This is a genomic window from Bacillus cereus group sp. BfR-BA-01524 (genome assembly GCF_022662595.1).
GTDB classification, from domain to species: domain Bacteria; phylum Bacillota; class Bacilli; order Bacillales; family Bacillaceae_G; genus Bacillus_A; species Bacillus_A thuringiensis_S.
On record NZ_JAKUDW010000029.1, the window covers coordinates 34,287 to 55,918 of the forward strand.

Genomic DNA, 21,632 nt, shown 5'->3' on the forward strand with positions numbered 1-21,632 from the left:
AATATGATATTTTGGTGTTTGTACGTTTCTAAATTACAACGTAAGTACAAGACAAATTTTCAACGAAAGTAGGGTGAGATTTAATTGGCAAAATATCTTTATAAGTTAGGACATTGGGCAGTAAATCATAGGAAAAAGGTTATATTTAGTGCACTCGCAATTCTTATTGCATTTGTACTTATTGGAGTCAACATGGGTTCCTCTTTCAATGATGAAATGAGCATTCCAAATACACCGGCAGATAAAGCAGGAAAAGTAATTAAAAAAGAGTTTAAAGCGATGCAACCAGCAGGTGCACAAGTAAAATTAGTATTTCAAGCACCAAAAAACGGAACCTTGGAGTCAGCGGAAGTACAACAGAAAATTGCAGAAGTTCTAAGTGAGATAAAAAAAGATTCAGCTGTTGATTCTGTGGCAGCACCGATGCAACTGCAGAACCTTAGTGAAAATAAGAAAATCGGATATGCAGTTGTTACGTACAAAGTGGAAGCGGAAAAGGTCACAGAAGCTTCTAAGGATAAGATTTTAGATAGTATTGAAACAACAAGGGATGCCGGCATTCAAACGGAGTTATCAGGAGGCGATATTAAGTTTTCCGACTCAGAGACTTCAGGTATGACTGAAATTGTTGGAGTACTTGTTGCCTTCGTAGTCCTGACATTTACTTTTGTGTCTCTTCTAGCAGCTGGACTTCCGATTCTCACTGCGATAATCGGATTAGCGATTGGAATGCTAGGAATCATGATTGGAACCAATTATGTGGAAATCCAATCTGTTTCCTTAACATTAGCTGCCATGCTGGGACTCGCAGTAGGCATTGACTATGCGCTTTTCATTATCAATCGCTTTAGACAGCAGCTCGCACAAGGAGATTCTGTTCCAGAATCTATTGCCATTGCAACGGGAACAGCGGGAAGTGCCGTAATCTTTGCAGGATTGACTGTTATTATTGGTCTTTTGGGACTGTCTGTTACAAAGATTCCATTCCTAATAGCGATGGGCGTATCCGCTGCTTTCACTGTATTCATAGCTGTGGTGGTTTCCGTCGTCATATTACCGGCCATATTAGGAATTATCGGCCATAAGATTGCCCCAACTAAACAAAATCGATTCTTGGAAAAGATGACTGGGGCAGGTAAGAAACGCACTGGTTCAAATAAATGGGGGGAATTTGTCGTAAGACGTCCTCTGGTTGTTTCGATTTTCGCAATCGGACTACTTGCAGTGATTACGATTCCATTTTTCCATATGAACCTTGGGCTGCTTTCTGATGGAACATCAAAGTCCACAGAAACGACAGAACGAAGAGCATATGATTTATTGACGGAAGCATATGGAGAAGGAATTCATGCCTCTTTAGCGGTAGTGGCAAAAGCTGAGGAAGCAACAGCTGAAACGCAAAATACTATGAACACCGTTGCAAAAGAATTGGGTAACTTATCTGACGTGAAAAGTGTGACACCAGCTATCCCTGGTCCTTCTGGAAAGATTTATATGATTTCCATCACACCAAAAACAGGACCTGACGATACAAAGACGAAGGATTTGGTAAATACGATTCGGGACAGATCAAACCAGACCGAGAAAAAAAATGGAATTGAACTAATGGTAACGGGCACAGCAGCGATGAATATTGATATTGTGCAAAAGCTGAGTGATGCCTTGCCAGTTTTCGCTGCTCTTATTGTGGGACTCGCATATGTACTCTTAGTTCTAGTGTTTAGATCTCTACTCATTCCATTAAAAGCAGTATTAGGGTTTCTACTGTCTCTTGGTGCTACGTTGGGAGCCGTGGTATTTTTCGTGCAGGATGGGCATTTCCAAAATTTATTTGGTTTCCCAGCTGCCAGTCCAATCTTAGCTTTCTTGCCTGTTATTCTGATTGGCATCCTGTTCGGACTTGCCATGGACTATGAGGTGTTTCTAGTAAGCAAGATGCGGGAAGTATATACACATACAGGCGACCCGAAGAGAGCTATTTTAGAAGGAATGCGAGAGAGCGGTAAAGTCGTAGTCTCAGCAGGATTAATTATGATGTCTGTATTTATTGGATTCATGTTGGCACCTGATAGCATCATTAAATCCATAGGCATGGCTCTTACATTCGGTGTTTTCTTCGACGCATTCATCGTGAGAATGACAATCGTACCTGCGGTCATGGCTCTCATGGGTAAGTCGGCCTGGTACTTGCCAAAATGGCTGGATAAAATTTTACCTAACATTGATGTTGAAGGCGAAAGCATTATACATCACATGGAAAACAAAAGTGAAAAGATATATAAACAGAACAGTTAAAGTTAATTCATAGTTATATTCATAAAAAAAATCGCTTTCTTATAAAAGAGAAGTGGTTTTTTAGAGAAAGTATAGATCTCCTTCGCTGCTTATACAAATATAGGTAAAAACAATTTAAGAAGGTTTGTTTGCATCATTGTAAAATATAAACATAAATGAAACACGCATTTTGAAAAAACTTAATCAAAATGCGTGTTTTTAGTATAAATCTAGTAATTTTATCAATGGGTACAAATTGTCCTTTTAAATTGTAGAAATTCAATGAATATCATATACACGTAAGGTGGTCACTTCCCTGTCAAGTAGACAATAATAAAGATACGGTTTAAAATCTTTTATTTTTGGATGCATAAGTTTGCCACAAACAAAAAGAACCATAACCTCGCTGATCTGGCAAAGTTATGGTTCATATCATACAAAATAAAAAAACCACCAAATATGTATTGGTGGAGACGGTGGGAGTCGAACCCACGTCCAAAAATATCGGCACTTAAGCTTCTACGAGTGTAGTCGATATATTAGCATTTCGCGAACTCTTCGGCCTATCGACAGGCTTCCAAGTTGCTAGTCTGATTATTCTCTTCCTTCGCCCTCAGACGGCGAACTCCGGCGTAGTCCACTTAGTTTGAGTCCCTTACCCTACCACATGGACGATGGAGGGAGGAACCTTTAGTGCAATTAAGCAGCTAAAGAAAGATTGTTTTGTTTGCCAATTATAGGCTTTGACGTTTTAACGAGGCCGATCCCCTCGACTCGCAACCTAAGCTCGAACTATCCCTGTCGAATCCGTAACGTCCCCATGATAAAAATGGAGCATACGAAGAAAATATCGTGATAGCTACTAAGAGCTGTTTTTCAATGTGCAACAACCTTACATAAGTTATTATATCATACGCGCGCCGTTTTACAAATGTAAATATCTGTATTACATCTTTTGGCGATCACGGAACACGCGTGCAATTTCACGTTTCGCTTCTTTCTCTTTTAAATCGTGACGTTTATCATATTGTTTCTTACCTTTTGCTAAACCAAGTGCCATTTTTGCAAATCCATTTTTCAAATAGATTCTAAGTGGAACTAATGCGTAACCTGTTTCTTTTGCAGCGCCCGCTAGCTTATCAATTTCTTTTTTATGAAGAAGTAATTTTCTCGTACGAAGTGGATCATGGTTGAAACGATTCCCTTGTTCGTATGTATTAATGTGCATATTATGAACCCATACTTCACCATTATGTATACGTGCAAACGCATCTTTCAAGTTCACGCGACCAGCGCGAATCGACTTAATTTCCGTTCCTTGAAGGACAAGCCCTGCTTCGTATGTTTCTTCGATGAAATAATCATGAAACGCTTTTTTATTTTGTGCAATAACCTTACCTGTACCTTTTGGCATATAACGTCCCTCCTCTATTTTTACTATTGTAACAAATGTTAATAAAAAGCGAAAGTGGCTCGTTCAGAATGTGAGGCGGATGGAGCTTCTGACCTTGAGGCGCTCTTTGCCTCTGGGGAAGAAGCGAAGCCGCCAAACATTCTAGCCACTGTAGCTGGATTCCATTAAAAGCGAAAGTGGCTCGCTCTCAAGCCACCAATAAAAAAAGAAAAAGCCCCGCTTTTCATCAAAGCGAAGCCACTCTTTTCTTACTTACGCTTTTTCTTTTTCTTCTTGAATCCTGGTACGTTTTCGAAAAATCCTTTTTTCTTCTTGCCGTTACCATCTTTTTTCCCTGGCTGACTACCGGACGTAGATGCTGTTGCTGTTGCTGATCCTCTTCCTGTACTTTTACCTTTGCCACCACGGTCAAATTTTCTACCTGTGCCACGTTCTCCGCCGCGCTCATTACTGCGCTCGCTACGTCCACCGCGTTTCTTTCTGCCTGTTCTTGGCTGCTCGATAACGACTGGACGATCTTTGAACTTACGGCGAGGTGTACCTTTCATGCCAACGATTTCAAAGTCGATTGCACGCTCGTCTTTATTTACGTTAATAACACGAATTGTAATTTCGTCACCGATGCGGAATACATTTCCTGTACGCTCTCCGATCATAGCGAAATGCTGCTCGTCATAACGGTAGTAATCATCCGTTAAATAACTAACATGTACAAGACCTTCAATTGTATTTGGAAGCTCTACGAATAAACCGAAGTTTGTTACAGAGCTAATCATACCGTCATACTCTTCACCGATCTTATCAACCATATACTCTGCTTTTTTCATTTCATCTGTTTCACGCTCTGCTTCAACAGCACGGCGTTCCATATTAGAAGAGTGCTCTGCAATCTCAGGTAATTTTTCACGCCATTTTGCTTGCGTTCCATTGTCGACTTTACCATTAATAATGTATTCACGAATTAATCTATGAACAATTGTATCTGGGTAACGACGAATTGGTGATGTGAAATGTGTGTAGAACTCAGTTGATAAGCCGAAATGTCCTAAGCTATCCGAATCGTAACGTGCTTGCTTCATAGAACGAAGCATAACCGTTGAAATAACTACTTCTTCAGGCTGTCCTTGAACCATTTCAAGAATTTGTTGCAGCGCACGAGGGTGCACTTCATTCGCACGCCCTTTTACCGCATATCCAAAGTTTGTTACAAACTCGAAGAAACGCTCAAGCTTATCTTCTTTCGGATCTTCATGGACACGGTACATAAACGGTACGTTCATCCAGTGGAAGTGCTCTGCTACTGTTTCATTCGCAACAAGCATAAATTCTTCAATTAACTTCTCTGATACAGAACGATCACGCATAACAACATCAGTCGGTTTTCCTTCTTCATCCACTAATACTTTCGCTTCTTTAAAGTCAAAGTCAATTGCACCACGGCGCATACGTTTTTCACGTAAAATTTGTGCCAATTGACCCATCTCTTTAAACATCGGTACTAATGGCTCATAACGCTTAATTAACTCTTCGTCCTCATCTTCTAAAATGCTTCTTACGTCAGCATACGTCATACGCTCTGTCGTTTTAATCACACTTTGGAAAATCTCGTGTTTAACAACATCACCTAAGTTGTTGATTTCCATTTCACAAGATAATGTCAGACGGTCTACTTTCGGATTTAATGAGCAAATACCGTTAGATAGACGATGTGGAATCATTGGAATTACACGGTCAACAAGATACACACTTGTCGCTCTTTCCGCTGCTTCTACATCAATTGGAGAACCTTCTTGAACGTAATGACTTACATCCGCAATGTGAACGCCTAGCTTGTAATTGCCGTTCTCAAGCTTCGTTACTGTAACAGCGTCATCTAAATCTTTCGCATCTGCACCATCAATCGTTACGATCATTTGATTACGTAAATCACGGCGATCTTTTAAATCTTCTTCTGAAATCGTTTCTGGTACACTGTTTGCATGCTCCATCACTTCTTCAGGGAATGCTAAAGGTAAATGATGTTTATGAATGACAGATAAAATATCTACTCCTGGATCATTTTTATGACCTAGAATTTGAATAACTTCACCTTCTGCACTTAAACGATTCTCTGGATAGCTCGTAATTTTTACAACTACTTTATGACCTTCTACAGCACCCATTGATGCACTTTTCAAGATAAAGATATCACTCGTCCAGCGCTTATTGTCAGGTATAACAAATCCAAAGTTTTTCGATTCTGTATATGTACCAACTAGTTCTTTCGTTCCACGCTCTAAAATGCGTACAATTGAACCTTCTTGACGTGAACCGCTTGATTGAGAACTAAGGCGTGCTAATACTGTATCGCCATGAAGTGCACCGTTTAATTCTGTAGGTGGGATGAAAAGATCATCGTCTCCCGTTTTCTTCTCGTCTGGTACAACGAATGCAAAACCACGTGCATGTCCAATTAACTTACCTCTTACTAAATTCATCTTTTCAGGAAGACCGTAACGGTTGCTACGTGTACGAATAACAAGTCCCTTCTCTTCCATCATTACAAGTGCCTTTACAAAATCTTTAAAGCCCTCAGAACCTTCAATTCCAAATGCCTCTTCTAACTCTTGTATCGTTAGCGGTTTATACGCTTCTTCTCTCATAAATAATAACAACTTATCAATATGTTCTTGTATGATTTCTTCCAAGTAGAAATACCTCCTTTAAACCCTTATATTATTTAGTGTATCCGAAAGATGGGGGATGTATAAAGTGAAACTTTAATCAGTGGGGGTTTGTTCATCCCCCCACTGATTATTAGTTGAACCAATCGGGCCTTTACGGGCAGTTGATTCCTACCTAACTTCTTTGCTTTCGCTGAATTTCAAGGTAGGAGGCCTACTGCCCGTTAGTGCGGGATAAAGTGAAACTTTAATCATCTCCCAATGATTTTTTTACAGCTTCCATAAAAAGTTCCTTATGAAAAAAAGAGGCAACTAGATCTTACCAATCTAGTTGCTCCAAGAAGTTATATACATCCTCATGTAGCTCGTCACGTTGTTTATCAAGTGTTATGACATGCGTAGAGTCTTCATACCATTTAATGTCTTTTAACGTAGATTCTACACCGTTATAAATAATGTTAGCACTATCTGTATTAATCATTTCGTCATGACGTGCTTGTACAACAAATGTTGGTGCATAAATCATATCCACATTGTTACGTACGTCAGCAATTAATTGTTGTAATGCTTTTAATGTATTCATCGGTGTCTTTTGGAATTCCAACATTTCTTGTTCAATTTGTTCTGGTGATTTTTGCTCACGTTTTTTATATTCGCGGGCATATGCCAATATACCTTGGTACATCGTTTCTTCGCTCTTAATATACATCGGTGCACACATTGGTACTACACCTAAAACCGGTACTGTATAACCTAATTTCAAAGAAAATACGCCGCCAAGTGACAATCCAACAACAGCAATTTTCTCAAAACCTTTATCTTTTAAAAGCTGATATGCCTCCGTTACATCTTGCCACCAATCTGTAGGACCTGTATGAACAAGCTCTTCTGGTGGTACACCGTGCCCTTTATAAATTGGCGCATGACAAGTATAGCCTTTCTTTTCTAAGAAACGCCCTAACATACGTACATCAGCTGAGTTCCCTGTGAATCCATGTAGTAATAAAACAGCGCGGTCTCCACCCTCAAATGTAAATGGTTTCGGAGATGCTAATTTCATCATGTACTTCTCCTCTTTCTCTTCTGTAATCTAGTCGTATTCTTTCTATATCTAGTGTACCATATTTGTATTTCTATAATCTAATTAGAAACATCTTTCAAATGGCAAAACAAAAAAGAAGAACCATTAGTACATCTTACTAACGCTTCTTCTTTCAATTCTATAAGTTTAAGTACGTAACAGCAATTGTTAATACAAAGAACAATACAGCTAAAACAATTGTAATACGGTTTAATACTGCTTCAATTCCACGTGCTTTTTGCTTACCAAATAATTGCTCTGCACCGCCTGAAATTGCACCTGAAAGGCCTGAGCTATTACTAGACTGCATAAGTACCATAACAATCATTAAAATCGATACAGTAATAAGTAAAACGGATAATAACGTATGCACTTGGCGTACCTCCTACAAAGATTCAGTTATTGTAACTGTAGCATAAATCCTATAGAAAAGCGAGAGCTATAGAGTTGCCCTCGCTTTTCTTCTATTACATAAACATCATTGCAAATAACGGTCCAAGTAAACATGTCAAAATTGCTGTTAATGTCATTGTTACCGATCCAATAACACCTTCATGTTCGTTATTTTTCATTGCTCTCATAACACCCATAATATGAGAAGCACATCCAAATCCGATACCTTTACCAACTGAGTTTGTAACACGGCTCCATTTCAATAAGAGAGGTCCTGTAATTGTTCCAGTAATACCTGCGATAACAACGAAAGCTGCTGTTAAGGAAGGTACACCACCAACTTGTTCAGAAACGCTCATCGCAACTGGCATTGTCACTGATTTTGGTAAAGACGATAAGATTAAGCTTTTATCTGTTCCCATAAGTGAAGCAATGGCAAAATCACTAGCGATTGCAACTGTTGTACCTACTAATACCCCGCCAGCAATCGGTACAACATATTTTTGCAGAACATGACGTTGTTTATAAAGGGGAATTGCAAATGCTACAACACCGGGTCCAAGTAGCTTTGCAATCCAGCCACCACCACTTTCCATATAATGTTGATATGGTATATCAAGCACGATAAATAGGAAAGCCATTAATCCTGTTGCTACAAGCATTGGAATGGTGAATGGTGTTGGAAATAATTTATAGATTTTTTTAGATAATTGATATAATAGCACCGTAAAAAGAACCCAACCGATTCCGATTAATATTTGGCTCATCGCGACTCTCTTTCCTTCCTATTCGCAAGATATTGTCCTGTATGTCCTGCGACAATAATAATTAAAAATGTACTCGCTACAACTGTAATGAAAAGAGAAATTCCTTTACTCATAAAAAAAGCACCGTAATTCATTAGGCCAAGCGTTGGCGGAATTAATAAAAACGGCATAATAGCAACGAGTGTTTCTGCTCCTAAATCGAACCATTTCACTGGAAGAACTTTTAGGCTAAGTAAAACAAGTAAGAGGAACATCCCAATCAAACTCCCTGGAATTGGAATATTTAACATTTCTTGCACCCAAGTTCCAACCATATAAAACACATAAAGAGCAGCAATTTGGACAAGAATCTTTGTAAATTTCATGTTCATCATCCCTCATGTTTATACGATCTTCTGTTAATATCTTTATCATAGTATAAATTGTAAAAAGCTGCAATTTATCCACTTGACAGCAAAAACAGCCGATGTTATACGCTTACAACCTTGATATGACTACATTTCCAAACAAAAATTACGTCAAAAACCTTGACCTAATATAAAAAGTTTTTATTTTCTGAATTTATAAGACTGTTATTTCAATAAAATAATCTTTTTATCCTTAAACTTACATATATATAAAGTGAAACTTTAATCATTGAGGGTTTCCTCATCCCCATTGATTATTAGCCCTCACCAAGCGGGTTTGTACGGGATAAACAAGATAGGTGGTGAACATATGCCCAAAAAAGTTCTTATTTTTTGTGATCCTGGGATTGATGATACGATGGCTCTCCTCTTAGCATTCTTTATCAATGAAATAGAAATCGTCGGTATCGTTGCTGATTACGGCAATGTTCCAAAAAAAATGGCCGTAGAAAATGCTCATTTTCTTACAAACGAAGTAAAGGGTAGAAATATCAAAATCTTTGGTGGATCAGAACGTCCAATTACTGGTGCTCCTCCTGCTTTTTTTACAGATGTACACGGGAAACAAGGGCTCGGGCCAATTATTCCAAAGGTGAATGTAACTAACGAAGAAATGGAGAATTTTTTTGAAGTTATTCCTCTTATTGAACAGTATAAAGATGAATTAATTATTGTGAGCTTAGGAAGACTTACCTCCCTAGCAATTTTATTTATCGTATGTAAACAATTAATGGAGCAAATTAAATCTTACTACGTAATGGGCGGTGCTTTTCTCCATCCCGGTAATGTTACTCCTATTTCGGAAGCAAACTTTTATGGCGACCCTACTGCAGCTAATATAGTCCTTCAATCCCCAGCTAACATGTACATATACCCATTAAACGTCACCCAATACTCCATCATTACACCAGAAATGGCCGAATACATTGAAGCAAAAGGAAAAGCTCCACTTGTCAAACCGTTATTCGATCATTATTACTACGGATATTATAAAGACGCCCTACCACATTTAAAGGGTAGCCCCTTCCATGACACAATGCCAATACTTGCTTTACTTGATAACTCTATGTTTACCTATCACAGATCACCTATCGTTGTCATGACAGAATCTTATGCACAGGGGGCAAGCATTGGAGAATTTCGCTCTTTAGGAGAATCTAAACCATTTATTGATTGGCCGAGTCATCAAATAGCAATTGATTTTGATTATAATCGCTTCTTCAAACATTTCATGTCACTTATGACGGGTGAACAATTTTAGCATAAAAAAACAGACCGTGATTTCTCACGGTCTGCCGTTATTTTCTACAATTATCGTTTGATGTTGTAGAAAGATTTGATACCATCGTAAACAGCGATTTCGCCTAGTTCGTCTTCGATGCGTAATAATTGGTTGTACTTAGCAATACGGTCAGTACGGCTCATAGAACCAGTTTTGATTTGGCCAGCGTTAGTTGCAACTGCGATGTCAGCGATTGTAGCATCTTCAGTTTCACCAGAACGGTGAGATACAACTGCTGTGTAACCAGCACGTTTAGCCATTTCGATAGCTTCGAAAGTCTCAGTTAAAGTACCGATTTGGTTAACTTTAATTAAGATTGAGTTAGAGATACCTTTTTCGATACCTTCAGCAAGTTTTTGAGTGTTAGTTACGAATAAATCGTCACCAACTAATTGTACTTTATCACCGATACGCTCAGTTAATAATTTGTGACCATCCCAGTCGTTTTCGTCTAAACCATCTTCGATAGAGATGATTGGGAAGTCTTTGCAAAGCTCTTCATAGAAATCAACCATTTCTGCAGAAGTTAAGCCAGTACGGCCTTCGCCTGCAAGGTCATATTTACCAGTTTCTTTGTTGTAGAACTCAGAAGAAGCAACGTCCATTCCTAAGAATACGTTCTCGCCAGCTTTGTAACCAGCTTTTTCGATAGCTTCGATGATTACTTCTAGAGCTTCACGGTTAGAACCAAGGTTTGGAGCGAATCCACCTTCGTCACCTACTGCAGTGTTAAGACCTTTGTCATGTAATACAGCTTTAAGTGCATGGAATACTTCAGCACCCATACGGATTGATTCTTTGAATGTTGGAGCACCAACTGGTAAGATCATGAACTCTTGGAAATCAACGTTGTTATCAGCGTGAGAACCACCGTTGATGATGTTCATCATTGGAGTTGGTAATTGTTTTGCATTGAATCCACCAAGGTAACGGTATAATGGAAGACCTACGAAGTCAGCTGCTGCGTGAGCTACTGCCATAGATACACCAAGGATAGCGTTAGCGCCTAGTTTACCTTTGTTTGGAGTGCCATCTAATTCGATCATAGCACGGTCGATACCAGCTTGGTCAGTTACATCGAAACCAGCGATTTCTGGAGCGATAATTTCGTTAACGTTGTTTACTGCGTTAACAACACCTTTACCAAGGTAACGAGATTTGTCACCGTCACGTAATTCTACTGCTTCGTGCTCACCAGTAGATGCACCACTTGGTACGATAGCGCGTCCGAAAGCGCCGCTTTCTGTGTAAACTTCTACTTCTACAGTTGGGTTACCACGAGAGTCAAGGACTTCGCGAGCATAAACATCAATAATTGTTGACATAATAAATTCTCTCCTTTTTATATAAGCAAATTATTTAATAATTGTTTTACCTGTCATTTCTTTCGGTTGTTCCACATTTAAAAGTGTAAGCATTGTTGGAGCGATATCTCCTAAAATACCACCTTCACGAAGCTCTACATCATTTTTTGTAACGATGAAAGGAACCGGGTTAGTTGTATGAGCTGTCATAGGACCGCCATCAGCAGTTAACTCCTGATCAGCATTACCATGGTCAGCAGTAATAAGTGCTACACCATCTTTTGCAAGAATCGCTTCTACAACTTTTCCTAAACATTCGTCAGTTGCTTCTACTGCTTTAATTGTTGGTTCCATCATCCCAGAATGGCCAACCATATCACAGTTCGCAAAGTTAAGAATGATAACATCATGTTTATCATTTTCGATTTCATTTACTAAAGCGTCCGTTACTTCGTAAATGCTCATTTCAGGTTTCAAGTCATACGTTGCAACCTTTGGTGAGTTAATTAAGATACGCTCTTCTCCTGGGAATTCAGCCTCACGACCACCGCTAAAGAAGAATGTAACGTGCGGATACTTTTCAGTTTCCGCGATGCGAAGTTGCTTTAATCCCGCTTGCGCAACAACTTCACCTAAAGTGTTATCAAGGTTCATTGGCTTGAATGCCACGTAACCATCTACAGTTTCACTGAAGTGTGTCATACATACGAATTCTGGAATGTGAGGTACTTTTTCACCACGATCGAACTCACGGAAGTCTTCGTTTGTAAATACACGAGCAATTTGAATTGCACGGTCTGGACGGAAGTTATAGAAGATAACTGCATCATCATCATTGATTGTTGCAACTGGCGTGTTATCTTCGTTAACAATTACAGACGGCAATACGAATTCATCATAGATACCGTTCGCATAAGAGTCTTCTATGCACTCTTCTGCTGATTTATAAGTAGGGCCTTCACCATTCACCATAGCACTGTAACATTTTTCTACGCGATCCCAACGCTTGTCACGGTCCATGGAGTAATAACGACCAGAGATAGTCGCGAATTGTCCTACTCCTGTTTCTTTAATTACTTCATTTGTTGCATCGATATAACCTTTTGCTGTTTGTGGTCCAACATCGCGGCCATCTAAGAATGCATGGATATAAACTTTCTCCACGCCTTCTTTTGCTGCTAAGCGAAGAAGAGCAAACATATGGTTCATGTGACTGTGCACACCACCATCAGAAAGTAAACCGAATAAATGAAGAGCAGTACCTTTTTCTTTTACGCTTTTAATTGCATTTTGGAATGTTTCGTTCTGATCGAACTCACCTTCACGAATTGCAACGTTTACGCGTGTTAAGCTTTGATATACGATGCGGCCAGCACCAATATTTAAGTGACCAACCTCAGAGTTACCCATTTGACCTTCTGGAAGACCTACTTCCTCACCACAAGCTGTAAGCGTTGTATGAGGGAATTTGTTCCAGTAACCATCAAAATTAGGTTTCTTAGCTTGTGCTACAGCATTCCCGTGAGTTTCTTCACGAAGTCCGAAACCGTCAAGGATGATTAAAGCTGTTGGCTTTCTCATTTTACCGCCCCCAGAAGACCTAAGAACGAAGCAGGCTCTAAGCTAGCACCGCCAACTAAAGCGCCGTCGATGTCAGATTGTGCCATATACTCTTTAATGTTTTCTGGTTTTACGCTACCGCCGTATTGAATACGAACAGCTTCTGCAGCTTCTGGAGAAACAGCTTCTGCAACAACTTTACGGATGTGCGCACATACTTCGTTTGCATCTGCAGAAGAAGATGATTTACCTGTACCGATAGCCCAGATTGGCTCATAAGCGATAACAGTTGCTTTAACTTGCTCTTCTGTTAAACCTGCAAGTGCTTTTGTCACTTGACCTGCTACTAGATCAAATGTTTTTCCGCTTTCGCGCTCTTCTAAAGTCTCACCACAACATACGATTGGTGTTAAACCATGTTCAAATGCTGCGATAGTCTTTTTGTTTACTGACTCATCTGTTTCAGCAAACATTTCACGACGCTCAGAGTGGCCAAGTACTACATAGCCAACTTTTAAGTCGCTAAGTGCTACTGGGCTAATTTCGCCAGTGAATGCACCATTTTTTTCGAAGTGCATGTTTTGTGCACCTACTTGTAAGTCAGTTCCTTCAGTTGCTGCTACAAGGCGCTCTAAGAATAGAGCTGGAGAGCAAACTACTGCATCAACAGCTGAAGCTGCTGGGATTTGACCTTTAACTTCCTCTACGAAGCTAACTGCTTCAGATAGAGTTTTATTCATTTTCCAGTTACCTGCGATAATTGGTTTACGCATGCTTTGCACCGTCCTTTTTCTTTGGCTGCTACTTATTTGTCGTTAAGACAAACTACACCTGGAAGCTCTTTACCTTCCATGAATTCTAATGACGCACCGCCGCCAGTAGAAATGTGGCTCATTTTATCAGCCATACCGAATTTTTCAACAGCTGCTGCAGAGTCACCACCGCCGATAACAGAGTATGTATCTTCTGCATCTGCTAATGCTTGTCCTACTGCTTTTGTACCTTCTGCGAATGGAGTCATTTCGAATACACCCATTGGTCCATTCCATACAACAAGCTTAGAGTTTTTAATTACATCTGCATAAATTTCACGTGTTTTAGGACCGATGTCCACGCCTTCCCATGTAGAAGGGATAGAGTCGATACCAACGATTTGAGTTGTTGCAGTTTCAGAGAATTCCTCAGTGATTACAACATCAACTGGCATGTAGAAGTTTACGCCTTTTTCTTTTGCAAGTTGCATAAATTCTTTAGCTAGTTCAATCTTGTCGTCTTCACATAGAGATAGACCAATTTCATGACCTAAAGCTTTAACAAATGTGTAAGCAAGTCCGCCACCGATGATTAAGTTATCTACTTTGTCTAATAGATGACGAATTACACCGATTTTATCTTTTACTTTCGCACCACCGATGATAGCTGTAAATGGACGTTCTGGGTTAGAAAGTGCTTTACCAAGTACATCTAACTCTTTTTCCATTAATAGACCAGATACTGCTGGTAGGTAGTCTGCGATACCCGCTGTAGAAGCATGAGCACGGTGAGCTGCACCGAATGCATCGTTTACGAAGATGTCAGCAAGTGCTGCAAATTCTTTCGCAAGTTCTGCATCGTTCTTTTCTTCGCCCGCATAGAAACGTACGTTTTCAAGAACTAATACGTCGCCTTCGTTCATTGCTGCAACCATTTCTTGTGCAACTGGTCCGAATGCTTCGTCCGCTTTTTTAACATCTTTACCAAGAAGCTCGCCTAAACGTGCTGCTACTGGAGTAAGACGTAATTCTTCTACTGCTTGACCTTTTGGACGGCCTAAGTGGCTTGCTAAAATAACTTTCGCACCTTGCTCTACTAAATATTGAATTGTAGGAAGAGCTGCACGGATACGAGTTTCATCTGTAATTTTGCCTTCTTTCATAGGTACGTTGAAATCAACGCGGCAAAATACACGCTTACCTTTTAAATCTACGTCACGAATTGATTTTTTGTTCATTGGATTTCCCTCCGACTACTAGTTAGGATTGACAAAACCCATTCAAAAGCTTAACACATTTGCTTTTAAAACGAAAGAAGAGAGAGAGGGAACAAACCCTCTCCCTCGTTTTGTCATTGATTGCTTATATAATTAAGAATTAAAGACCTTTAGAAGTCATGTAAGCTGCTAAGTCTACTACGCGGTTAGAGTAACCAGTTTCGTTATCGTACCAAGAAAGTACTTTAACCATGTTACCTTCCATTACCATTGTAGATAAAGCATCGATTGTAGAAGAAGCTGTACATCCGTTATAGTCGATAGATACTAATGGCTCTTCGCTGTATCCAAGGATACCTTTTAATTCGCCTTCAGCTGCTGCTTTGAATGCTGCGTTTACATCTTCAACTGTTACTTCTTTGTCAAGTTCAACAACTAAGTCAACAAGAGAAACGTTAGCAGTTGGAACACGTACAGCGCCACCGTTTAATTTACCTTTAAGTTCTGGTAATACTAATGCTACAGCTTTAGCTGCACCAGTAGATGTTGGAATCATGTTTTCAGCTGCTGCACGAGCACGACGTAAATCTTTGTGTGGTAAGTCTAAGATTTGTTGGTCGTTAGTGTAAGAGTGAATTGTTGTCATCATTCCGCGTTTTACGCCGAATTTTTCGTTTAATACTTTAGCGAATGGAGCTAGACAGTTTGTAGTACAAGAAGCGTTAGATACTACGTTGTGGTTAGCTGCATCGTATTGTTCGTGGTTAACACCCATAACTACAGTGATATCTTCGTCAGAAGCTGGAGCTGAGATGATAACTTTCTTAACTGATCCACCTAAGTGTTTTTCAGCGTCTGATTTTTTAGTGAAACGGCCAGTAGATTCTACTACTACTTCTACTCCGTAGTCGCTCCATGGTAATTGAGCTGGGTCACGCTCAGCGATAACTTTAATTTCTTTACCGTTAACAACGATGCTGTTTTCGTTAGCAGATACTTCTGCATTTAAAGTTCCGTGAACTGTGTCATATTTTAAAAGGTGAGCTAATGTTTTAGCATCTGTTAAGTCGTTGATTGCTACTACTTCTACCTCAGAGTTGTTAAGAGCTGCGCGGAATACGTTACGTCCGATACGTCCAAATCCATTAATACCAATTTTAGTCATTTGAATTTCCTCCTTGGGGGATTATATTAAAGGGTAAAACCCTTTGTTAACTGTTTTGCTGCACCTTCATCTGTAATTAGAATTGAAGTGTGCCCTTGCTTTATTACAGCCTGTATTGCCTTTGCCTTTGAAGAACCTCCAGCGACTGCTACAACGTGAGATACATTTTGTAAATCCTCTAGTTGCATACCAACTGTTCTTACTTTATGAACAACATTTCCTTCTTCATTAAAGTAGTAACCGAAAGCTTCGCCAACTGCTTCGCTTGCTTGAATCTTTAACCAATCTGCTTCTGAAGTACTTCTGCGACGTGCCATTGTTAACGCATCACCTATTCCATGAATGACGATATTGGAAGATCGAATCAACTCAAGAACTTCTTTCACGGAAGGCTCTGTCACAATAGACGCATATGCTTCGCTACTAACATGGTCTGGAACATACAATAAGCGATAATTACTCATCGTATTTTGCGCCATCTTGGCACAAATGGTATTGGCTTCTAATTCAACACCTTCTCCAATTCCACCACGTGCTGGGACAAATAGCATATGTAAATCTTTGCAATCAAGTTGCATCATGTCCGCAGCAGCAGCTAGCGTAGTTCCTCCAGCCACAGCAACGATATTATTCGCTGTCAGACGGTCTTTTATACAAGTCACACAAGCACGGCCCATCTCCAGTTTGACCCAAGGTGATTCATCACTATCACCAGGGACAACGAAAACTTCATCCAAGTCTAATGTTTCCTTAAGTTGCTTTTCTAAAACCTTTAACCCGGAAATTTCTTTCATAAAGTCTTCCAAAGCAAGAACTAAAGCTGTTCCTTCTTCTGTCAAAGTCATTCCAGAAGAAGCGACGTGAACTAAGTTTTGTTCTTTCAAAACTTGAACTTCACTTCGCAATACTCGTTCTGTCATACCGAGGCTTGCTGATAAGTTTCTTCTTCCAATCGGCTGCATGAGCCTAATGTATTGAAGAATTTGCATTCTCGTTTGCATAACAGGTAGCAGATCAGGTAATAATTTTTTTGTGTTCTGAATCCATGAGCGCATATCTTTTCTCCTCACTACATTGGTTCATTTTTCCTTCGTGGTCACTTTACGTCCCGTAGTGACATTTTGTGTCCCACATAGGTTAAAAAAATAATCCCTGCTACGTGTATTATTGTAACAGGAGATAGAAACTTATTCAACTCTTAACTGCATTCTTTATATAGTTTATTATGACACCTTTGTGAATGTTACCATATTCTACTTGTTTTCCGTCCATTTCTACAACCGGAATCATTAAGTGATATTTTTCTAAAAGGTCATTATCTTCATATATATCTATTTCCTCGATTTGAAAAGAATATTCACATTGTACTTCCTGTAAAACTTGTTTCGCCTTCACGCAAAGGCCACAATCTTTTTTAGTATACAGTACAACTTTCATCTTCTTCACCTATCCGATCGTTTTTCGTAATGACGAAGCTGGGATATGCATTTGTTCTCTATACTTCGCCACTGTTCTTCGAGAAATAACAATTTCATGCTCTTCTTCTAATAATTTTGAAATCTTTTGATCTGAGAGTGGCTTTTTCTTATTCTCTGCTTCCACAAGCGTTTGAATAAACTGTTTCACTCGCTTCGTTGAAACTGCCTCATCCTCTGTCGTCGAAATTGCATTACTAAAGAACGATTTCATCTCAAATAAACCGTGTGGCGTTTGCACATACTTATTTCTTGTTGCACGACTAATCGTAGACTCATGTACACTTAGCTCTTCCGCCACCTCTTTTAAAGCGAGAGGCTTCAAATACGCTGGACCTTCCCAAAAGAAATCACGTTGTTTTTCCATAATAATCGTCATCACTTGCAGAAGTGTTTGTTTTCTCTGTTTCAAACTGCGCATAATCCATTGCACATGCTGATACTTTTCTGATACGTAAGATGCTACTTCACTTTCACTATTATTAAGAAGCGCACTATATTCAGAATGAATTTCAATTCTCGGCATATTTCTCTCATTCATTTGTAAAACGAGGCGATCGCCATCTTTTTTCACCGCCATATCAGGCACAATATAAAGTGGTTTATCTGAAGAAAACGCAAGACCTGGTTTTGGTTGTAATGACGTTATACAATTTACCGCACTCTGTAATTCCTCATTACTACATTTCAACACTTGAACGAGCTTTCGCCAATCTTTCTTCACAAAATAAGCGAAATGATCTTCTACAACCTCTTCTGCTAATCCATTCCGTCTTTGTAAGCGCTTCAATTGCAAGGTTAAACATTCCTGAATATTACGCGCCCCTACCCCTGCTGGTTCCAGTGATTGGACGAGCTCTACAGAGCGGTCGACTACATGAATATGCGCAGAAAGGAGCTCTGCTAACTCTTCATTCGTTTCTTGTAAATATCCATTTCCATCCATGTTCATAATAATGAAAGAAGCTACTTTTCGCTCTTCTTCATCTATTTTATAATACTGTATTTGATTTAATAAATGTTGCTGAATCGTTGTAGAATCCACACTGTAGATCTCCATCTGATTCTCGACTTGTTTGCTGGTACTTTTACTGTTGTTAGAGCTCTTTTTCTTCTCCCTCTCAAAACCACCTAACTCAATAAGGGGATTCTCTAACGATTGCTCATACAAAAACTCCGATAATTCTTGTACATTATACTGGAGCATTGTAATCGCTTGCCTTAACTCTTGTGTCATTGCCAAACGTAAGCTTTGTTCTTGTAAAAGACTTGCCTTCAAACTAATCTCCCCCTTGTTTCTATTGTACAATAAGTTTGGTAAAAGGAGAATGCTATCACAGACACCCATTCCAAAATATTATTAATTTATATGTATTAATGAGATTTACAACTTACAACCGAAATTTGAATAATATTGAAAGAAAATAATAATATTCAAATTTAATACTAAGTACTAATAGTAAATATTAATATAAGATATTAAAATGAGCAACAAAAAAAGAGAAGATCCCATCTTCTCTTCCACTAATCAACTATTTTTCAAAAGCTGAAATAACTTCAAGCTCTTACCGCTTCGCAAAATACCCTTTGGATATACTTTCGCAGCAAATAAAGAAATCAGGCTAATACTACTTAACAAAACCAATATAGACGTTGCAATTTCCATACCACTCACAGACCCATTAATAATCCTAACTACCATACTAATTGGAGCTGTAAACGGAACATATGATGTCACCCTTGATACTAGCCCTTCAGGGTTATCAAGTACTACTAATAACTCCACCACTAAGCTTCCCATCAATATAAGAGTAATCGGCATCGTTGTTCCGGATAATTCTTCTGGCCTGCTTACCATAGAACCAAACACTGCGAAAAGTGCCGCATAAACGAAGTAACCGAGAACAAAATATAACAAGAAATATGCAGCATGCTCACCTGTAATCATATTTACATCAATATTCACTCCAAAAAACGAATCCGATACCTTAAAAATTCCAGATTTAATATATAGCGCCATACTAAGGAAGAAAATAAATAACTGTGTCAAACTAGCAAGACCGACTCCTAATATCTTCCCAAAGACCATGTGAACAGGCGACACCTTCGTTACCATCACTTCCATAACACGCGACGCCTTCTCTGACGCTACCGCTGTAGCAATCGCATTCCCATACGAAGTAATTGCTAAGTACATAATCGCTACTAATAAATACACCAGTAAGAATGAGCTTGTTTCTTCGTTATTTAAGTTTTGCTTTTTCGCTTGCACGTTCATCGTCAGTGATTTCACAGCCTCTTCTGATAACTGTTGTTTAACTACCGCACTTTGAAAATACTGATTTTGTACAAATACCTGCGCACTTTGAATCAACTTAGGATTATCCACCTTCATAAAGTAATCTAATACTGGTTCAGCACCTGCACCCTCTTTTAATATAAAGAGCGCTTCGACTTTCTTATCTAACAAATCTTGCTTATATTGATTTAATTTTGTTTTATCGCCTAAAGACCAATCCCATTCTGGAAGAGCTTTACTAAGATTAGATTGATCCAAAGTAACATTAGGTGCTTCGGAAATAAATACAACCTTTGCTTTTTCTTTCTCTCCAGAAAACTTTTGTACTAAAGTTGGAAAGGAGAATAAGAATATCCCTCCCCCTATTAATAACAATGTCATCCCAATAAATATTTTCGTCCTCACACGATCCCAATACGTTTGCCCTAAAACAATCCAGAAATTCCTCATTACTTATGCACCCGCCTTTTCAACAAAGATTTGATGTAAAGAAGGTTCTTTAATAGAAACATCTCGGATATATTGTTTAGTTTTAATGTCTTCAAGCAGCGAAAACGCATCCTCTCCATCATTAACTTTAATCATGAACGTACGATTAACTTTTTCAAAATTGAAATTTTTCTTCTTAAGAATAGGTTCAATATCCCCTTCCGTTTGCAACGTCATATATTTGTATTGATAACTTTTCTTAATATCTGACAAGGCACCCGATAATACAAGTTGACCGTTTTTCATAATACAAATTTCCTCACAGAACGTTTCTACACTGTCCATTTGATGACTACAGAAGATAATCGTTTTTCTTTGCGCGATTAACTCAAGCACAACATTTTTTAACATCTCTGCATTTACAGGATCCAATCCACTAAATGGTTCATCTAGTATGATGAATTCCGGATTATGCAATATCGCTGAAATCAATTGAATTTTTTGTTGATTTCCCTTTGACAATTCCTCTGTTTTCTTCTTTAAATGTGGTGTCATTTCTAATTTTTCTAGCCACTGTAACGCATGCCTTTTTGCAAGATTAGCTGGCATTCCTTCTAACTTGCCGAAATACACCAATTGCTCCACTACATTCATTTTCGGGTATAATCCACGCTCTTCTGGTAAATAGCCAATAGATAGGTCTTTCTTTGAAAAAGGGCGATTATTCCATAGAATTTGGCCGCTATCCGGTTTTATTAAATCTAAGATCATACGAATCGTTGTCGTCTTACCAGCACCATTCCGGCCCAGCATCCCTAAAATCCCACCTTCTTCTACACGTATATTTAAATCATTAACGGCTTTATATTCACCAAATGTTTTATTTAATCCTTGAATTTCAAATGCCATATATAACATCCCCTTTTAGCTTTTTACGAAATAAATAACCGCCATTCCTAATGCAATCCCGCCTACCATCAACAAAAACTTTTTCATCACTATTACCTCCTTCATTTACTTGTTAAGTTGTATCTTTATCATAGACTTCTTTCTGATGCTATTGTCCGCAATCCGTACTGTATTTACCGTAAAAAAGGCGAACCACTCTTATGTGGTTCACCGCAATTTCAACAGATGACATTGATTGTAT

18 protein-coding genes and 1 other RNA gene are annotated in these 21,632 nt (G+C 38.9%); 2 read left to right on the forward strand and 17 right to left on the reverse strand.

Going from position 1 to position 21,632, the window contains the following annotated elements:
- The first annotated feature begins 84 nt into the window (after positions 1-84).
- Positions 85-2,295: an MMPL family transporter gene (locus MR170_RS12760; protein WP_242308379.1), complete on the forward strand. Its 2,211-nt coding sequence runs from the start codon at positions 85-87 to the stop codon at positions 2,293-2,295.
- Positions 2,296-2,739: 444 nt separating this feature from the next.
- Here the strand turns inward: MR170_RS12760 and ssrA are convergent.
- The 7 genes from ssrA to MR170_RS12795 all read right to left on the reverse strand — a co-directional run bounded on the left by ssrA (position 2,740) and on the right by MR170_RS12795 (position 8,957).
- Positions 2,740-3,094: a transfer-messenger RNA gene (ssrA, locus tag MR170_RS12765) on the reverse strand.
- A 126-nt stretch (positions 3,095-3,220) separates the two neighbouring features.
- Positions 3,221-3,688, reverse strand: coding sequence for an SsrA-binding protein (gene smpB / locus MR170_RS12770; protein WP_001123917.1), 468 nt, complete (start codon positions 3,686-3,688; stop codon positions 3,221-3,223).
- Positions 3,689-3,936: 248 nt separating this feature from the next.
- Positions 3,937-6,375, reverse strand: a complete 2,439-nt coding sequence (gene rnr / locus MR170_RS12775; protein ID WP_242308380.1) for a ribonuclease R — start codon at positions 6,373-6,375, stop codon at positions 3,937-3,939.
- Between the two features lie 295 nt (positions 6,376-6,670).
- On the reverse strand, positions 6,671-7,411 hold the full coding sequence (estA, locus tag MR170_RS12780) for a carboxylesterase (protein WP_000761986.1): 741 nt from the start codon (positions 7,409-7,411) through the stop codon (positions 6,671-6,673).
- Positions 7,412-7,571: 160 nt separating this feature from the next.
- A complete protein-coding gene (gene secG, locus MR170_RS12785) occupies positions 7,572-7,805 on the reverse strand; it encodes a preprotein translocase subunit SecG (RefSeq protein WP_000557266.1) in 234 nt (77 codons plus the stop codon).
- A 94-nt stretch (positions 7,806-7,899) separates the two neighbouring features.
- Positions 7,900-8,592, reverse strand: coding sequence for an LrgB family protein (locus MR170_RS12790; protein ID WP_000078304.1), 693 nt, complete (start codon positions 8,590-8,592; stop codon positions 7,900-7,902).
- Positions 8,589-8,957 (reverse strand): CidA/LrgA family holin-like protein, encoded by a 369-nt coding sequence (locus tag MR170_RS12795; RefSeq protein WP_000673222.1) that lies wholly within the window; start codon positions 8,955-8,957, stop codon positions 8,589-8,591. The genes MR170_RS12790 and MR170_RS12795 overlap by 4 nt, the downstream gene beginning before the upstream one ends.
- 352 nt (positions 8,958-9,309) lie before the next feature.
- On the opposite strand from MR170_RS12795, the gene MR170_RS12800 reads away from it, so the two are divergent.
- Positions 9,310-10,260, forward strand: a complete 951-nt coding sequence (locus tag MR170_RS12800) for a nucleoside hydrolase (protein ID WP_242308382.1) — start codon at positions 9,310-9,312, stop codon at positions 10,258-10,260.
- A gap of 50 nt (positions 10,261-10,310) precedes the next feature.
- Here the strand turns inward: MR170_RS12800 and eno are convergent, their stop codons facing one another.
- The 10 genes from eno to MR170_RS12850 form a co-directional block, all read right to left on the reverse strand.
- Positions 10,311-11,606: a phosphopyruvate hydratase gene (eno, locus tag MR170_RS12805; RefSeq protein WP_000103951.1), complete on the reverse strand. Its 1,296-nt coding sequence runs from the start codon at positions 11,604-11,606 to the stop codon at positions 10,311-10,313.
- Between the two features lie 30 nt (positions 11,607-11,636).
- A complete protein-coding gene (gpmI, locus tag MR170_RS12810; protein WP_016079762.1) occupies positions 11,637-13,166 on the reverse strand; it encodes a 2,3-bisphosphoglycerate-independent phosphoglycerate mutase in 1,530 nt (509 codons plus the stop codon).
- Positions 13,163-13,918, reverse strand: a complete 756-nt coding sequence (tpiA, locus tag MR170_RS12815; RefSeq protein WP_001231038.1) for a triose-phosphate isomerase — start codon at positions 13,916-13,918, stop codon at positions 13,163-13,165. The genes gpmI and tpiA overlap by 4 nt, the downstream gene beginning before the upstream one ends.
- Positions 13,919-13,950: 32 nt before the next feature.
- Positions 13,951-15,135: a phosphoglycerate kinase gene (locus tag MR170_RS12820; protein ID WP_001036333.1), complete on the reverse strand. Its 1,185-nt coding sequence runs from the start codon at positions 15,133-15,135 to the stop codon at positions 13,951-13,953.
- A 139-nt stretch (positions 15,136-15,274) separates the two neighbouring features.
- Positions 15,275-16,279, reverse strand: a complete 1,005-nt coding sequence (gap, locus tag MR170_RS12825; RefSeq protein ID WP_000161234.1) for a type I glyceraldehyde-3-phosphate dehydrogenase — start codon at positions 16,277-16,279, stop codon at positions 15,275-15,277.
- A 26-nt stretch (positions 16,280-16,305) separates the two neighbouring features.
- The gene (gene cggR / locus MR170_RS12830) at positions 16,306-17,334 is read right to left on the reverse strand and encodes a gapA transcriptional regulator CggR (protein ID WP_001258185.1); all 1,029 of its coding nucleotides are present in this window, start codon (positions 17,332-17,334) and stop codon (positions 16,306-16,308) included.
- A 136-nt stretch (positions 17,335-17,470) separates the two neighbouring features.
- Positions 17,471-17,716, reverse strand: coding sequence for a glutaredoxin family protein (locus MR170_RS12835; protein WP_000869730.1), 246 nt, complete (start codon positions 17,714-17,716; stop codon positions 17,471-17,473).
- 9 nt (positions 17,717-17,725) lie between these two features.
- A complete protein-coding gene (gene rpoN, locus MR170_RS12840) occupies positions 17,726-19,033 on the reverse strand; it encodes an RNA polymerase factor sigma-54 (protein ID WP_098535815.1) in 1,308 nt (435 codons plus the stop codon).
- 249 nt (positions 19,034-19,282) lie between these two features.
- The gene (locus tag MR170_RS12845; RefSeq protein ID WP_016079759.1) at positions 19,283-20,503 is read right to left on the reverse strand and encodes an ABC transporter permease; all 1,221 of its coding nucleotides are present in this window, start codon (positions 20,501-20,503) and stop codon (positions 19,283-19,285) included.
- A gap of 3 nt (positions 20,504-20,506) precedes the next feature.
- Positions 20,507-21,391 carry an ABC transporter ATP-binding protein gene (locus MR170_RS12850; protein ID WP_000863493.1) on the reverse strand — a complete coding sequence of 295 codons (885 nt, stop codon included), beginning with the start codon at positions 21,389-21,391 and terminating at the stop codon, positions 20,507-20,509.
- Positions 21,392-21,632: the final 241 nt, after the last annotated feature.

What these genes read in the sequence shown, in the direction of transcription:
- smpB (WP_001123917.1), bottom strand. Translation starts at nt 3,688, where the DNA reads ATGCCAAAAGGTACAGGTAAGGTTATTGCACAAAATAAAAAAGCGTTT.
- estA (WP_000761986.1), bottom strand. Translation starts at nt 7,411, where the DNA reads ATGAAATTAGCATCTCCGAAACCATTTACATTTGAGGGTGGAGACCGC.
- MR170_RS12790 (WP_000078304.1), bottom strand. Translation starts at nt 8,592, where the DNA reads ATGAGCCAAATATTAATCGGAATCGGTTGGGTTCTTTTTACGGTGCTA.
- MR170_RS12795 (WP_000673222.1), bottom strand. Translation starts at nt 8,957, where the DNA reads ATGAAATTTACAAAGATTCTTGTCCAAATTGCTGCTCTTTATGTGTTT.
- MR170_RS12800 (WP_242308382.1), top strand. Translation starts at nt 9,310, where the DNA reads ATGCCCAAAAAAGTTCTTATTTTTTGTGATCCTGGGATTGATGATACG.
- eno (WP_000103951.1), bottom strand. Translation starts at nt 11,606, where the DNA reads ATGTCAACAATTATTGATGTTTATGCTCGCGAAGTCCTTGACTCTCGT.
- gpmI (WP_016079762.1), bottom strand. Translation starts at nt 13,166, where the DNA reads ATGAGAAAGCCAACAGCTTTAATCATCCTTGACGGTTTCGGACTTCGT.
- tpiA (WP_001231038.1), bottom strand. Translation starts at nt 13,918, where the DNA reads ATGCGTAAACCAATTATCGCAGGTAACTGGAAAATGAATAAAACTCTA.
- MR170_RS12820 (WP_001036333.1), bottom strand. Translation starts at nt 15,135, where the DNA reads ATGAACAAAAAATCAATTCGTGACGTAGATTTAAAAGGTAAGCGTGTA.
- gap (WP_000161234.1), bottom strand. Translation starts at nt 16,279, where the DNA reads ATGACTAAAATTGGTATTAATGGATTTGGACGTATCGGACGTAACGTA.
- cggR (WP_001258185.1), bottom strand. Translation starts at nt 17,334, where the DNA reads ATGCGCTCATGGATTCAGAACACAAAAAAATTATTACCTGATCTGCTA.
- MR170_RS12835 (WP_000869730.1), bottom strand. Translation starts at nt 17,716, where the DNA reads ATGAAAGTTGTACTGTATACTAAAAAAGATTGTGGCCTTTGCGTGAAG.
- MR170_RS12845 (WP_016079759.1), bottom strand. Translation starts at nt 20,503, where the DNA reads ATGAGGAATTTCTGGATTGTTTTAGGGCAAACGTATTGGGATCGTGTG.
- MR170_RS12850 (WP_000863493.1), bottom strand. Translation starts at nt 21,391, where the DNA reads ATGGCATTTGAAATTCAAGGATTAAATAAAACATTTGGTGAATATAAA.